This window comes from Burkholderia sp. BC1 (genome assembly GCF_052683555.1).
Genome location: NZ_JBQYLP010000022.1, coordinates 1 through 13,664, shown reverse-complemented (window position 1 = coordinate 13,664; position 13,664 = coordinate 1). Strand labels below are relative to the sequence as shown.

Here is a 13,664-nt window from a genome sequence, read left to right as displayed (position 1 = left end):
TCGTTGTATCGTGATCGCGGCTGCGACGCGCGCAGCCCGTGCCGATCGTCAGATCGGGTAATGCCGCGGCGCGGTCTGCACCGTGATCCAGCGCAGATCCGTGAATTCGGCGATCGACGCCTTGCTGCCGAAGCGTCCGTAGCCGCTCGCCTTCACGCCGCCGAACGGCATCTGCGCCTCGTCGTGCACGGTCGGCCCGTTGATGTGGCAGATGCCCGATTCGATCCGCTTCGCGAGCTGCATCGCGCGCGCGATGTCGCGGCTGAACACGGCCGCCGACAGCCCGTATTCGCTGTCGTTCGCGGCCGCGAGTGCGGCCTCGTCGTCGTCGACGCGCTGCACGGTCACGACGGGCCCGAACGATTCGTCCGCGTAGAGCTTCATGTCGCGCGTGACGCCGTCGACGATCGTCGGCTGCATCACCGCGCCGTCGACCTCGCAGCCGAGCGGCAACGCGGCGCCGTGCGCGTGCGCATCGGCGACGAGCGCCGCGATGCGTTGTGCGGCCGCCGCGCTTTCGAGCGTGCCGAGCACGACGCCCGGCGCGGCCGGATTGCCGGCCTTCAGCGTGCGCGCCTTCGCGACGAGCTTGTCGACGAACGCATCGGCGACGTTGCGATCGACGATCACGCGCTCGGTCGACATGCAGATCTGCCCCTGGTTGAAGAACGCGCCGAACGCGACCGCATCGACGGCCGCATCGAGATCCGCGTCGTCGAGCACGAGCACCGGCGCCTTGCCGCCGAGTTCGAGCAGCGCGGGTTTCAGATGCTGCGCGGCGAGCGTCGCCACGATGCGGCCGACGCGCGTCGAGCCCGTGAAGTTGACGCGCCGCACGGCCGGATTCGCGATCAGCCGCTCGACGATCGCCGGTGCGTCGTGCGGCGCATGCGTGATCACGTTGACGACACCGTCGCCGAGCCCCGCGTCGTGCAGCACGCTGCCGATCAGCCGGTGGACGCCGGGGCAACCTTCCGACGCCTTCAGCACGACCGTGTTGCCGCAAGCGAGCGGCATCGCGAGCGCGCGCGTCGCGAGGATCACGGGCGCATTCCACGGCGCGATGCCGAGCACGACGCCGCACGGCTGGCGCACGGCCATCGCGAGGCTGCCCGGCACGTCGGACGGAATCACGGCGCCGTCGATCTGCGTCGTCATCGCGGCGGCCTCGCGCAGCATGTTCGCCGCGAGCATCACGTTGAAGCCGTACCAGTTCGCCATCGCACCGGTTTCCGCGCGGCCGATCTCGATGAACTCGCCGGTGCGCGCGTCCATCGCGTCAGCCGCCGCGAGCAGCCGGCGGCGACGTTCGGTCGGTGCGAGCGCCGCCCAGCCGGGAAACGCGCGCGCGGCGGCCGCGACCGCGGCATCCGCATCGTCAAGCGTCGCCGCCGCCGCGCGCGAGGCGACCTGGCCGGTCGCCGGATCGATCCGGTCGAACGTCGCGCCGTCCGACGCGCCGCGCGACACGCCGTCGATCAACAAACTCACTTCGTGCATTTCGCTGTCTCCGCTCAGTTTCGGCCCAGGTCGGGTTGCGCCGCGTCGCCGCTCAGCGCTTGTACGCCTGCAGGCCCGGCTTGATGCTCTTTTCGTCGAGGAACTGCTTGAGCCCCTGCTCGCGGCCGCCTTCCGGATCGCGATAGTTGGCCTGGTCGAGCTTCGCGTACAGGTAGTCCTCGTTTTGCTCCCACGTCAGTTCGCGGCACCGCTTGAAGCCGTGCTTCGCGTTGCGGATCACGACCGGATTCTTGTCGAGCAGCTTCGCGGCGAGCGCACGCACCTCGTCGCGCAACTGCGCGCGCGGCACGCTCTTGTTGACGAGGCCCATCTGCGCGGCCTGCTGGCCCGTGAACGTGTCGCCGGTCATGATGTAGTAGAGCGCCTGACGATGACCGACCGTATCGGCCATTGCCTTGCTGACCAGATTGCCCGGCGGAATGCCCCAGTTGATCTCGGACAGCCCGAACACCGCCTCGTCGGCCGCGATCGCGAGATCGCAGGCGACGAGCGGCGAGAAGCCGCCGCCGAAGCACCAGCCGTTGACCATCGCGATCGTCGGCTTCGCGTACATGCGCAGCAGCTGCCACTGCCAGCGGCTCGCGTCGCGGCGAATCTTTTCCTGCAGGATTTCGGGGCCCGCATCGACTTCGCGGAAATATTCCTTGAGATCCATCCCGGCCGTCCATGCGTCGCCTTCGCCGGTCAGCACGAGCACCTGCGCTTCGGGGTCGAGTTCGATCGCTTCGAGCACGTCGATCATTTCCGCGTTCAGCGTCGGGCTCATCGCGTTGCGCTTCTCGGGACGATTCAGCGTCACCCACGCAATCCCGCCCTCGACGGCGACTTTCACGGTTTTCCAGCGACCTTCGTAACTCATCTTCGTTCTCCAATGACAGTGCCGCCCGTTGCGACTCGCCGCCAATTTACTATCAGGTAGCCTGATATGTAAAGCGGATTGGACGCGCGTCCGGACAAACCCCTAAACGGGTGCGAACGCGGTGTGGCGTGCCGTGTCCGACGCGGCGCCGCAGGCATGCGCGCGCGACGGCGGGCGCCGGTGGAGCGATCGAGGAGGCGAGTTTTCGTGGAAAACGGGAGTCGCGATGCGGAGGCGCAGCGCGCGGATGACGTGCGGTTTTCGACGACGTATTCGGCGCCGTATTGGTCGCCGTCGTGCCGCGGCGCGGCGCGGCGCGAGTAACGAAAGTGTGCGGCGCACGACGCGCAGGCAGCGAAGCAAAGCGCGCGGCGGCACGGCGATTGCCGCGCGCGCCGCCGCGTCGCGCGATCAGGTCCCGACGCCGCGCTTCAGCGCGAATCGCGCGGTCGGCAGCCCCGCATGCCGCGTCGTCGCGACGAACACGCCGCCGGCGTGCGGATCGTCGGCAAGCGCATCGTCGGCCAGGCCGACGCGCGCGCTCGTCACGTAGAGCCGGCCTTCGCCGTCGAGCGCCGGGCAGCTCGGCTGCGCGGTGGGCACGTCGACACGCTCGGTCTCGATGCCGTCGGGGCCGTAACGCACGACGCGCCGGCCGCCCCACTGCGCGCTCCACAGCCCGCCGTCGCGGTCGACCGTCGCCCCATCCGGATCGCCGTCCGGATCGGTCAGACGCGCGAACGACCGCACGCCGGACACGCCCGCACGGCTGTAATCGCCGACGAAGATCTCGCGCACCATCGAATCGCAGAAGTACATCTTCGTGCCGTCGGGCGAGAACGCGATGCTGTTCGCGATCGCGGCCGGCGGCAGCGCGAGCCGCTCCAGCACGCGATCGGGACCGAGCCGGTAGAACCCGCCGACCGCGCGCGGCGGCTCGCCGCCTTCGTCCTTCATCCCGAACACGAACGCGCCGAACGGATCGCAGCGGCCGTCGTTCAGGCGCGTCGGCAGTTCGGGCTCGACGTCGACGATCCGCGTGAACGCGCCGCTGCGCAGATCGAAGAACGCGAGATGCGTCGCGAGCCCGACGAGCAGCACGTCAGGATCATCGGTCAGCGCGAAGCAGGCGAGACGCTCGGGCATCGGCCACTGCGCGAGCGCGGAGCCGTCCGCGCGGCAGCGCCACAGCCGCGCGCCTTCGATGTCCGTCCAGTACAGCGTATTCGTTGCGTCGCACCACGTCGCGCCCTCGCCGAGCGCGTTGCGGCAGTCGGCCAGCAGCGAAGCCGCCGCGGCCGGTCGATTCTGTTGCATGCCGTCTCCCGATAATCGATGCTCAGGCGGCGCGCACGCTCAGATCTTCATCGCGCGCCGCTGGTTGCGACGATACTGGTCGAACAGCACCGCGAGCAACAGAATTCCGCCGCGTATCAGATATTGGTAAAAGGTCGGCACGTTCAGCAGGCTCATCGCGTCCTGCACCGAGCCCATGATCAGCACGCCGACGAGCACGCCGGAAATCGTCGCGACGCCGCCCGTCAGCGACACGCCGCCGAGCACGCACGCGGAGATCACGCCGAGCTCGAGGCCGACCGAGGTCTTCGGATCGCCGAGGCTCATCCGCGACGCGAGCATCACGCCTGCAAAGCCGGTCACGAGCCCTTGCAGCACGAACACGGTGATCTTGATCCGCATCACGGGCAGCCCCGCGAGCAGCGCGGCCTCGCCGTTGCCGCCGACCGCGAGCACGTTCTTGCCGAACACCGTCTTGCGCAGCAGGAAGCCGAACACGACGAAGCCGACGATGTTGCTCCAGATCGGATACGAGATGCCGAGGAACGAGCCGCCGCCGAGATCGAAGAAGCGCTCCTCGGAGATCATCACCGCGTCGCCGTTCGACGTGATGAACGCGAGGCCGCGCACGACCTCCATCATCGCGAGCGTGACGATCAGCGAGTTGATGCGCCAGCGCGCGATCAGCACGCCGTTGACGAGGCCGACGGCGCCGCCCGCGAGTACGCCGGCCGCGATGCCGAGCACGACGCTGTGCGTCGCCGTGATCAGCGTCGAAGCCACGACGCCCGAGAACGCGACGATCGACGCGACCGACAGGTCGACCTCGCCGAGCGCGAGCACGAACATCATCGTCACGGCGATCGAGCCGATCAGCGTGACCGACAGCAGCAGGCCCTGGATGTTGCGCGGCGTGAGGAAGTCCGGCACGGTCAGCGACAGCGTCGCGAACAGCACGGCGAACACCATCACGATGCCGGAGCGGTTGATCAGTTGCCACACGCCGCCGCGTGCGCGTACGGGGACGGCGGCCGCGTCGGGGGACGGGGAAGTCTGTTGGGGTTGCATCGCCTGGCTCATGTCATTGCATTCCGTTTGTCACGCGTTCGCGCATCCGTCAGCGCGGCAGCGCGAGCTTGATCAGCGTATCGGGCGTCGCCTGCGCCTTCGCGACTTCGCCGGCGATACGCCCTTCCTTCATCACGACGATCCGGTCCGACACGCCGATCACCTCGGCGAGATCGCTCGAGACGAGGATCACCGTGCGGCCCGCTTCCGCGAGTTCGTAGAACAGGTTGTAGATTTCGGCGCGCGCGCCGACGTCGATGCCGCGCGTCGGCTCGTCCATCAGGAACACGTCGATGCGCTCGGCCAGCCAGCGCGCGAGCACGACCTTCTGCTGGTTGCCGCCGGACAGCGCGCCGATCGGCGTGTCGCCGTCGCGCGTCTTGATCGCGAGCCGCTCGATATAGCGCTGCGCGAGCTCGCGTTCGCGCCGCGCGTCGAGCAGCATCCGCGCGGGGCTGAAATGCCGGCGTGCACTGATGTTCAGGTTGTCGGCGACCGACGCGATCGCGACGATCCCTTCCTGCTTGCGGTCCTCCGGGCACAGCGCGATGCCGGCACGCACCGCGTCGCGCGGGCTCGCGAACGCGACGCGCCGCCCGTTCAGCTCGACGTGCCCGGCACTCGGCCGTGCGGCGCCGTACAGCAGCTTCATCAGCTCCGAGCGACCGGCGCCGACGAGCCCGAAGAAGCCGACGATCTCGCCGCGGCGCGCGGCGAACGACACGGGCTCGGCGAGGCCGGGCCCCATCAGCCCCTTCGCTTCGAGCAGCACGTCGCCGGCCGTGCGCGGCCGATAGCCGTAGACGTCCTGGATCGAACGCCCGACCATGCAGCCGATCAGCCGGTCGCGGTCGAGATCGGCGACCGACTCGAACGTCTCGATCTTGCGGCCGTCGCGAAACGCCGTCACGCGGTCGCACAGCGCGTCGACTTCCTCCATCCGGTGCGTGACGTAGATGATCGCGCGGCCGTCCGCGCGCAGCGCGCGGATGATGCGGGACAGCTGCGCGGTTTCGCGCGCCGAGAGCGAACTCGTCGGCTCGTCGAACGCGATCACGCGCGCATCGCGCATCAGCGCCTTGCCGATCTCGATCATCTGGCGCTGACCGATCGACAGGTACTTCACCGGCACGTGCGGATCGATCCGCTCGCCGAGCCGTTCGAGCGCGTCGAGTGCGCGCGCGGCCAGCGTGCGTTCGTCGACCACGCCGAGCCGGCTCGGCAGCTGCCCGAGCATCAGGTTCTCGGCGACCGTCAGCTCGGGTACCAGATGCAGTTCCTGATAGATGATCGCGATGCCCGCTTCGAGCGCCGCGCGGGTCGACGCGAAGCGCTGCACCTCGCCGTTCAGCGTCAGCGTGCCGGCCTGCGGCTGGTTCACGCCGGACAGCACCTTCAGCAGCGTCGACTTGCCGGCGCCGTTCTCGCCCATCAGTCCGTGCACTTCGCCGGCGCGCACCGACAGCGACACGCCGTCGAGCGCGCGCACGCCCGGAAAGCTCACCGTGATCCCGTCGAGCGCGAGCAGCGCATCGCGCTGCACGGGCGCCGAAGCCGCGGCGGGAGGGGCGGCGGCCGTCATCGTCTGCGTCGTCATCGCGTCCTCGCTCGCGCCGCTCAGATGCCGAGCTCGGCGCGCACCGCCTGCCAGTTGCTGCGCGTCATCAGCTTGCCGCTCGTCTGCGTATCGGCGGGCGGCATCTTGCCGTTGCGGATCCAGTCGACGAGGTTCTGCGTGCTTTCCTTGCCGTGATTCGTCGAGCTGACCGCGATCGTGCCGAAGAAGCCGGTCGGCTCCTTCTTCTGGAATTCCGCGAACGCCTCGCCCGCACCGTTGATGCCGACGCCGATCACGTCGGCCGCCGGAATGTGCAGCTGTTCGGTCGCGCGCACGGCGCCGAGCACGGTTTCCTCGTTCAGCGCGTAGATCACCCACTTCTTCACGTTCGGGTGACGCGCGAGCACCGGTGCCGCCGCGCTGAAGCCGCCTTCGTCGTCGGTCGTCTTCTGCGGTGCGTCGAAGATGTTCTCCTTGCGGAAGCCGTTCGCGAGCAGCGCCTGCGTCGCGCCGTCGGTACGCAGCTTCGCGGTCGGCAGTTCGTAGTTCGTGATGCGCAGCGCGCCGACTTCCTCAGGCTTCCAGCCGCGCCGCTTCATCTCGTCGGCGATCGCCTGGCCGACCTGGTTGCCGATCTTCGTCGCCGACATGCCGAGGTGCGGCACGTTCGCGAGCGGCTTGCCGGTCGAATCGACGAGCTGGTCGTCGACGGTCACGAACTTCATGTTGTAGCGCTTCGCGCGCGCGGCGATCGCCGGCCCGAGCCGCACGTCGGGCGCGCAGATCACGAAGCCCTGCGCGCCTTGCGAGCCGAGGTTGTCGATCGCGGCCAGCACCTTCTCGCCGTCCGGCGTGCCGATCTTCACGACCGAGAAGTTCTCCTTCTGGCCGAGCGCGGCCGCCGCGTTCTGTTCGTTGATGAACCAGGCCTGCTCAGGCATCTTGACGAGGAAGCCGATCTTCAGCGGCGCATCGGCGCGGGCCGTGCCCTGCATGCCGAGCGGCGCGATGCACAGCGCGGCCAGCAGCGCGCGCAACAGGGTTCTGCGATTCGTGCGAAACATGTCTTTGTCTCCTTGTATGACTCTGTGTGTGTGGTGGTTCTCGAAGGTGATGCGCGTGCGGCCGCCGCGCTCAGCGGCCGAACGCTTCGGTGTCGACGCGGCGGCCGAACAGGAACGCGTCGGCGACGAGCCGCAGCGGCCGCACGTCGACGTCGCTTTCGCGGCGCGCGATCAGCGCATGAAACTGCGCATAGAGCGCCGGATACTCGCGCGCCGGCCCGACTTCGACCGGCTCGCCCGCGATCGACAGCTTCGCGCCGCCCGCGCTGATCGCGAGCACGCCGTCGGCCGTGTCGACCGCGATCTCCCATTGCTCGACCGGGCCGTGGCGCCAGTCGAATTCCGCATGCACGGGCACGCCGTCGGTATCCGCGCATTCGAGCTCGGCCGCGATCGGCGTCTGCGTGTCGCTCGGCACGACGAGCGTCGCCTCGCGCAGCACGAGCTCGCGCGGCAGAATCCGCGTGACGATCGACAGCGCGTTGATGCCCGGATCGAACACGCCGAGGCCGCCCGGCTCCCAGATCCATTGCTGCCCCGGATGCCAGCGGCGCACGTCCTCCTTCCAGCGCACCTGCACCGCGCGGATCTCGCGCGTCGCGAGCCATGCGCGCGCCGGTTCGACCGCGCTCGCGCAGCGCGAATGCCAGGTTGCGAACAGCGTGAGGCCGCGCGACCGCGCGAGCGCCTCGAGCGCGGCCACTTCGCCGAGCGTCGCGCCCGGCGGCTTCTCGAGCATCACGTGCTTGCCGGCGTTCAGCGCCGCGCGCGCCTGCGCGTAGCGCACCTGCGGCGGCGCGCACAGCGACACGGCGGCGAGCTCGGGTTCGCCGGCCAGCAGCGCGCCCAGATCCGGATAGTTCCGCACGCCGGTGACTTCCGCATGACGGCTCGCGCATGCGGTCAACGCGAAACCGGGCTCGGCGGCAATCGCCGGCAAATGCTGGTCGCGGGCAATCTTGCCGATCCCGACGACACCCAGCGAAACGACTTGGCTCATCGTGCGCTCCTTGGTTCGTTGCTCAGCGTGCCCAGCGCAGCACGAGCGGATCGAGACGGCGCGCGATCGCGATCAGCTCCGCGCGCGTGTCCGGATGCAGCGTCGGCATCGGATGCCGCGGCGCCTCGCACGCGATCACGCCGCCTTCGCGCATCAGCGCCTTCGCGGTCAGGATCCCGGACTGCCGGTTCTCGTGGTTGATCAGCGGCAGCCACGTCTGATAGCGCGCGAACGCGTCGTCGTGGCGCCCTTCGCGATGCGCTTCGAGGATCGGCCGGATGCCGTCCGGATACGCACCGCCCGTCATCGCACCGGTCGCGCCGGCGTGCAGGTCGGCGAGCAGCGTGATCGCTTCCTCGCCGTCCCACGGCCCTTCGATCGCGTCGCCGCCGAGCCGGATCAGCTCGCGCAGCTTGTTCGCGGCGCCCGGCGTCTCGATCTTGAAGTACGCGACGTGCTCGATCTCGCGCGCCAGCTGCGCGAGAAACGGCGCGGACAGCACCGTGCCGCTCGCCGGCGCGTCCTGGATCATGATCGGAATCGACAAGGCGTCCGACAGGCGCGCGTAGAACGCGTGGATCTGCGCTTCCGGCACGCGGAACGTCGCGCCGTGATACGGCGGCATCACCATCACCATCGCCGCGCCGAGCTGCTGGGCGCGTACGCTGCGCGCGATGCAGGTCTGCGTGCTGTAGTGCGACGTCGTGACGATCACGGGCACGCGGCCGGCGACGTGCTCGAGGATCGTGCGCGTCAGCACGTCGCGTTCGTCGTCGGCGAGCGCGAACTGCTCGGAGAAGTTCGCGAGAATGCAGAGCCCGTCCGAGCCCGCGTCGATCATGAAGTCGACCGCGCGCTTCTGGCTCGCGAGGTCGAGCTCGCCGGTCTCGGTGAAGGTCGTCGGAACGACCGGGAAAATGCCGCGGTAACGCGGCGTACGGCTCGATGTCATGGTTCGGATCCTGCGTCAGTCAAACGGCGGTCAGCCGGAAAGCGGCCGCGATTCACGCGCGAGCGCGTCGCCCGCGCGCTGCGGCGCACGCAGCGCCGCGCGCACCGCGAACGTGATCAGCACGGCGAACAGCAGCGTCGCCGCGAGGAAGTACAGGCCGGCAGCAAGACTGCCGGTCGCCTGCTTGATCAGGCCGATGCCGTACGGCCCGACGTAGCCGCCGAGATTCGCGAGCGAATTGATCGCCGCGATGCCGACCGCCGCGCTCGTGCCCGTCAGGAATTCGCCGGGCAGCGCCCACACGACGGCCTGAATCGAATAGAGCGAAAACGCGGTCAGGCAGATGAACAGGAACTGCAGCGCGGGCTGCCGCACCCACGCGCTGGCCGCCATCGTCAGCGCCGCCGCGGCCGACACGACGACGATGTGCGCATAGCGCTCGCGCGTCCGATCGGAATGGCGCGGCACGACGAGCAGCCCGACCACGGCGAACAGGTACGGGACGGCCGACAGCAGCCCGGTCGCCGCGTCGCCGGTGCCGAACGCCTTGATGATCGTCGGCAGCCAGAGCGACAGCCCGTAGATGCAGAGCGGGAACGGCAGGAACAGCGCCGCGAGCAGCAGCACGCGCCGGTCGCGCAGCGCCGCGAGCGGATTGCGATGCGCGTCGGGCCGGTAGGTGTCGCGGTCGGCCGCGAGCTCGCGCGCGATCCAGCGGCGCTGCGCGTCGTCGAGCCAGCGCGCGCGCTCCGGCGACTCGGGCAGCACGCGCAGCGTCGGCCACACGAGCAGCACGGCCGGCAGCCCGCTCGCGACGAACAGCGTCTGCCAGTTCGACAGGCCGAACAGGCCGTGCGTCGACAGCAGCCAGCCTGCGAGCGGGCCCGTCACGATGCCCGCGACCGGCTGCGCGAGCACGAGCAGTCCGATCACGCGCGCGCGGTCGCGCATCGGAAACCACTGCGTCAGGAAATAGAGGATGCCCGGATACAGTCCGGCTTCCGCCGCGCCGAGCAGAAAGCGCAGCACGTAGAAGCTCGTGGGGCCGCGCACCAGCGCCATCGCCATCGTGATCACGCCCCACGTCGCGAGAATCCGCGCGAACCACACGCGCGCACCGAAGCGGCCGAGCGCAAGGTTGCTCGGCACTTCGCACAGGAAGTAGCCGATGAAGAACAGGCCCGCGCCGAGCCCGTATGCCGCGTCGCTGAGCCCGACGGCCGCGTTCATGTGCAGCTTCGCGAAGCCGACCACCGTGCGGTCGACATACGCGACCACGTAGATGAGCGCGAGAAACGGCACGAGCCTGCGCGTGAGCAGTCCCATCAGTTGCCGTTCGTCGACGGCTGCCGCCGGGCCAGACGGGGCCGCGGCCGATGCCGCGGACGTGTGCTGCGTCGTCGTCATCCTGTCTCCATCGATGTGCGTGCCGGCGTCGTCGCCGGTCTGTGTCGTTCAGGTCGTGTCACCTCGTGCCGCTCGCGCCGCCTCGTGCCGCGCGCCGCGCTCAGTGCGAGTGGCTCGGCACCTCCGCGCCGCGCGTGCCGACCAGGAAGTCGAGGTCGCACCCTTCGTCGGCCTGCAGCACGTGATCGAGATACAGCCGCGCATAGCCGCCCTTGCCCGCCTGCCCGGCGACGCCCGGCGCGGCCGCCGGATCGACGTCGGACAGCCGGCGCTGCAGTTCGTCGTCCGGAATGTCGAGATGCAGCGTGCCGGCCTCGCAATCCAGTTCGATCCAGTCGCCGTTGCGCACCGCCGCGAGCGGGCCGCCCGCGGCCGCTTCCGGCGCGACGTGCAGCACCACCGTGCCGTAGGCCGTGCCGCTCATCCGTGCGTCGGAGATCCGCACCATGTCCTTCACGCCCTGCCGCAGCAGCTTCGGCGGCAGGCCCATGTTGCCGACCTCGGCCATTCCCGGATAACCGCGCGGCCCGCAGTTCTTCAGCACGAGCACCGAGTTCGCGTCGACGTCGAGCGATTCGTCGTTGATCGTCGCCTTGTAGTGGTCGAAGTTCTCGAACACCACCGCGCGGCCGCGATGCTTGAGCAGCTCGGGGCTCGCCGCGGACGGCTTCAGCACCGCGCCGCGCGGCGCGAGGTTGCCGCGCAGGATGCGGATGCCGCCGTCGGCGATCAGCGGACGGTCGAGCGGACGGATCACTTCGTCGTCGTAGTTCGGCGCCTCGCGCACGTTGTCCCAGATCGTCTTGCCGTTGACCGTCAACGCATCCGGATGCGGCAGCAGGCCGCCCTCGCCGAGCCGGCGCAGCACGGCCGGCAGGCCGCCCGCGTAATAGAACTCCTCCATCAGGAAGCGTCCGGACGGCATCAGGTCGACGATCGTCGGCGTGTCGCGGCCGATGCGCATCCAGTCCTCGAGTTCGAGCGGCACGCCGATGCGGCCCGCGATCGCCTTCAGATGGATCACCGCGTTCGTCGATCCGCCGATCGCCGCGTTCACGCGAATCGCGTTCTCGAACGCCGCGCGCGTGAGCACCTTCGACAGCACGAGCCCTTCGAGCGCCATCTCGACGATGCGGATGCCCGACATGTGCGCGAGCACGTAGCGGCGCGAATCGACGGCCGGAATCGCCGCGTTGTGCGGCAGCGCGACGCCGAGCGCTTCGGCCATGCAGGCCATCGTCGATGCGGTGCCCATCGTGTTGCAGGTGCCGGCCGAGCGCGACATCCCGGCTTCGGCCGACAGGAAGTGATGCAGATCGATTTCGCCGGCCTTCAGCGCTTCATGCAGTTGCCAGACCGCCGTGCCGGAGCCGATGTTCTTGCCTTCGAGCTTGCCGTTCAGCATCGGGCCGCCCGATACGACGATCGCCGGCACGTCGCAGCTCGCGGCGCCCATCAGCAGCGCGGGCGTCGTCTTGTCGCAGCCGGCGAGCAGCACGACCGCGTCGATCGGGTTGCCGCGGATCGCTTCTTCGACGTCCATCGATGCAAGATTGCGCGTGAGCATCGCGGACGGGCGCAGGTTCGATTCGCCGTTCGAGAACACCGGGAACTCGACCGGGAACCCGCCCGCCTCGAAAATCCCGCGCTTCACATGCTCGGCGAGCTTGCGAAAATGCGCGTTGCACGGCGTCAGTTCGGACCACGTATTGCAGATGCCGATGATCGGCCGGCCGTCGAATTCGTGATCGGGAATGCCCTGATTCTTCATCCAGCTCCGGTACATGAAGCCGTTCTTGTCGTTGGTGCCGAACCATTGAGCGGAGCGCAGCCTGGGTTTCGTTGCCGACATCGTCAATCCTGTGGAGGCGAGATACCGGCGCAGTCTAGGGAGAATTTTGATAACCTACCAATGACGTTTTCGCCGTTTCCCATATCGAATCAGACATTGATATAAACCCGTACGATGCCCGATGCCAGTCCGTGGGGAAACCGTTCCCGCCTGAAAACCCGCCAGTTGCTGCTCGTCGTCGCGCTTGCCGACGAGGGCAGCATCCATCGCGCGGCCGCCGCGCTGAACATGACGCAGCCCGCTGCCTCGAAGCTGCTGCGCGAGCTGGAGGAGTCGATCGGCGCGGTGCTGTTCGAGCGGCTGCCGCGCGGGATGCGGCCGACGCTGTACGGCGACGCGCTGATCCGCCACGCGCGCGCGGCGCTCGGCAGCCTCGATCAGGCGCGCGAGGAACTGGCCGCGCTGAAGTCGGGGCATCTCGGGCATGTCGCGGTCGGCGCGATCACGTCGCCCGGGTTGCGCATCGTGCCGGCCGCCGTCGCCGACGTGAAGGCGTCGCACGCGAACATCCGCATCTCCGTCGAAATCGACACGAGCCTCGCGCTGCTCGAGCATCTCGCGCAAGAAAAGCTCGACATCGTGCTCGGCCGGTTATCGGCCGAACACGACAAGCTGCATCTGCGCTACGAGCCGCTGACCGGCGAGCCGGTCGCGGCCGTCGTGCGCACCGGCCATCCGCTGCTCGCCGATGTACCGCTCGCGCTCGCCGACGTGCAGCGCGCCGCGTGGATCGTCCCGCCGGCCGGCAGCGTGCTGCGCCATCGCTTCGAACTCGTGTTTCAGCGCGCGAGCCTTGCGCCGCCCGCGAACGTCGTGGAGACGGCCGCGCTGCTGTTCATCACGCAGCTGCTCGAACAGAGCGACATGATTGCCGTGGTCGCCGAAGACGTCGCGCATTACTACGCGCGGCACGGGATCGTCAGCGTGCTGCCGTTGGAGATGGACTGCCGGATGGACGACTTCGGGATCATCACGCGCACCGATCGGCTGCCGTCGCCGGCGGTGGAGGTGATGACCGATGCGATTCGGGCAGCGGCGCGTCAGGTGTATGGGGCGGGGGTGTAGGGGCTGTCTCTTATACACATCT

The 13,664-nt window shown here is 69.0% G+C and carries 11 protein-coding genes; 1 reads left to right on the top strand and 10 read right to left on the bottom strand.

The genetic code is table 11. From position 1 onward, the window contains the following. Positions 1–48 precede the first annotated feature (48 nt). The 10 genes from ACSHSS_RS13145 to ACSHSS_RS13100 all read right to left on the bottom strand — a co-directional run bounded on the left by ACSHSS_RS13145 (position 49) and on the right by ACSHSS_RS13100 (position 12,577). On the bottom strand, positions 49–1,500 hold the full coding sequence (locus tag ACSHSS_RS13145) for an aldehyde dehydrogenase (RefSeq protein ID WP_445545064.1): 1,452 nt from the start codon (positions 1,498–1,500) through the stop codon (positions 49–51). A 52-nt stretch (positions 1,501–1,552) separates the two neighbouring features. Next, complete coding sequence (locus tag ACSHSS_RS13140) at positions 1,553–2,380, bottom strand: p-hydroxycinnamoyl CoA hydratase/lyase (RefSeq protein WP_006397493.1); 828 nt, start codon at positions 2,378–2,380, stop codon at positions 1,553–1,555. 411 nt (positions 2,381–2,791) lie between these two features. Then, the gene (locus ACSHSS_RS13135; protein WP_261532478.1) at positions 2,792–3,697 is read right to left on the bottom strand and encodes an SMP-30/gluconolactonase/LRE family protein; all 906 of its coding nucleotides are present in this window, start codon (positions 3,695–3,697) and stop codon (positions 2,792–2,794) included. A gap of 39 nt (positions 3,698–3,736) precedes the next feature. Next, the gene (gene araH, locus ACSHSS_RS13130; protein ID WP_006397496.1) at positions 3,737–4,756 is read right to left on the bottom strand and encodes an L-arabinose ABC transporter permease AraH; all 1,020 of its coding nucleotides are present in this window, start codon (positions 4,754–4,756) and stop codon (positions 3,737–3,739) included. A 37-nt stretch (positions 4,757–4,793) separates the two neighbouring features. Beyond that, a complete protein-coding gene (gene araG, locus ACSHSS_RS13125) occupies positions 4,794–6,341 on the bottom strand; it encodes an L-arabinose ABC transporter ATP-binding protein AraG (protein WP_445545063.1) in 1,548 nt (515 codons plus the stop codon). A 20-nt stretch (positions 6,342–6,361) separates the two neighbouring features. Then, the gene (locus ACSHSS_RS13120) at positions 6,362–7,366 is read right to left on the bottom strand and encodes an arabinose ABC transporter substrate-binding protein (RefSeq protein WP_006397498.1); all 1,005 of its coding nucleotides are present in this window, start codon (positions 7,364–7,366) and stop codon (positions 6,362–6,364) included. Between the two features lie 70 nt (positions 7,367–7,436). Then, the gene (locus ACSHSS_RS13115) at positions 7,437–8,366 is read right to left on the bottom strand and encodes a Gfo/Idh/MocA family protein (RefSeq protein ID WP_006397499.1); all 930 of its coding nucleotides are present in this window, start codon (positions 8,364–8,366) and stop codon (positions 7,437–7,439) included. Positions 8,367–8,388: 22 nt separating this feature from the next. After that, positions 8,389–9,318, bottom strand: coding sequence for a dihydrodipicolinate synthase family protein (locus ACSHSS_RS13110; protein WP_006397500.1), 930 nt, complete (start codon positions 9,316–9,318; stop codon positions 8,389–8,391). A gap of 30 nt (positions 9,319–9,348) precedes the next feature. Further along, entirely contained in the window at positions 9,349–10,725 is a 1,377-nt protein-coding gene (locus ACSHSS_RS13105) for an MFS transporter (protein ID WP_006397501.1), read from the bottom strand. A gap of 100 nt (positions 10,726–10,825) precedes the next feature. Beyond that, complete coding sequence (locus tag ACSHSS_RS13100) at positions 10,826–12,577, bottom strand: IlvD/Edd family dehydratase (protein ID WP_059781261.1); 1,752 nt, start codon at positions 12,575–12,577, stop codon at positions 10,826–10,828. 114 nt (positions 12,578–12,691) lie between these two features. Here ACSHSS_RS13100 and ACSHSS_RS13095 point away from each other — a divergent pair, with 114 nt between their 5' ends. Next, a complete protein-coding gene (locus tag ACSHSS_RS13095) occupies positions 12,692–13,642 on the top strand; it encodes a LysR substrate-binding domain-containing protein (RefSeq protein ID WP_445545062.1) in 951 nt (316 codons plus the stop codon). Positions 13,643–13,664 lie beyond the last annotated feature (22 nt).

Coding starts and splice junctions, on each gene's coding strand:
- ACSHSS_RS13115 (WP_006397499.1), bottom strand. CDS start 8,366: ATGAGCCAAGTCGTTTCGCTGGGTGTCGTCGGGATCGGCAAGATTGCC.
- araG (WP_445545063.1), bottom strand. CDS start 6,341: ATGACGACGCAGACGATGACGGCCGCCGCCCCTCCCGCCGCGGCTTCG.
- ACSHSS_RS13105 (WP_006397501.1), bottom strand. CDS start 10,725: ATGACGACGACGCAGCACACGTCCGCGGCATCGGCCGCGGCCCCGTCT.
- ACSHSS_RS13145 (WP_445545064.1), bottom strand. CDS start 1,500: ATGCACGAAGTGAGTTTGTTGATCGACGGCGTGTCGCGCGGCGCGTCG.
- ACSHSS_RS13095 (WP_445545062.1), top strand. CDS start 12,692: ATGCCCGATGCCAGTCCGTGGGGAAACCGTTCCCGCCTGAAAACCCGC.
- ACSHSS_RS13140 (WP_006397493.1), bottom strand. CDS start 2,380: ATGAGTTACGAAGGTCGCTGGAAAACCGTGAAAGTCGCCGTCGAGGGC.
- ACSHSS_RS13120 (WP_006397498.1), bottom strand. CDS start 7,366: ATGTTTCGCACGAATCGCAGAACCCTGTTGCGCGCGCTGCTGGCCGCG.
- ACSHSS_RS13135 (WP_261532478.1), bottom strand. CDS start 3,697: ATGCAACAGAATCGACCGGCCGCGGCGGCTTCGCTGCTGGCCGACTGC.
- ACSHSS_RS13100 (WP_059781261.1), bottom strand. CDS start 12,577: ATGTCGGCAACGAAACCCAGGCTGCGCTCCGCTCAATGGTTCGGCACC.
- araH (WP_006397496.1), bottom strand. CDS start 4,756: ATGAGCCAGGCGATGCAACCCCAACAGACTTCCCCGTCCCCCGACGCG.
- ACSHSS_RS13110 (WP_006397500.1), bottom strand. CDS start 9,318: ATGACATCGAGCCGTACGCCGCGTTACCGCGGCATTTTCCCGGTCGTT.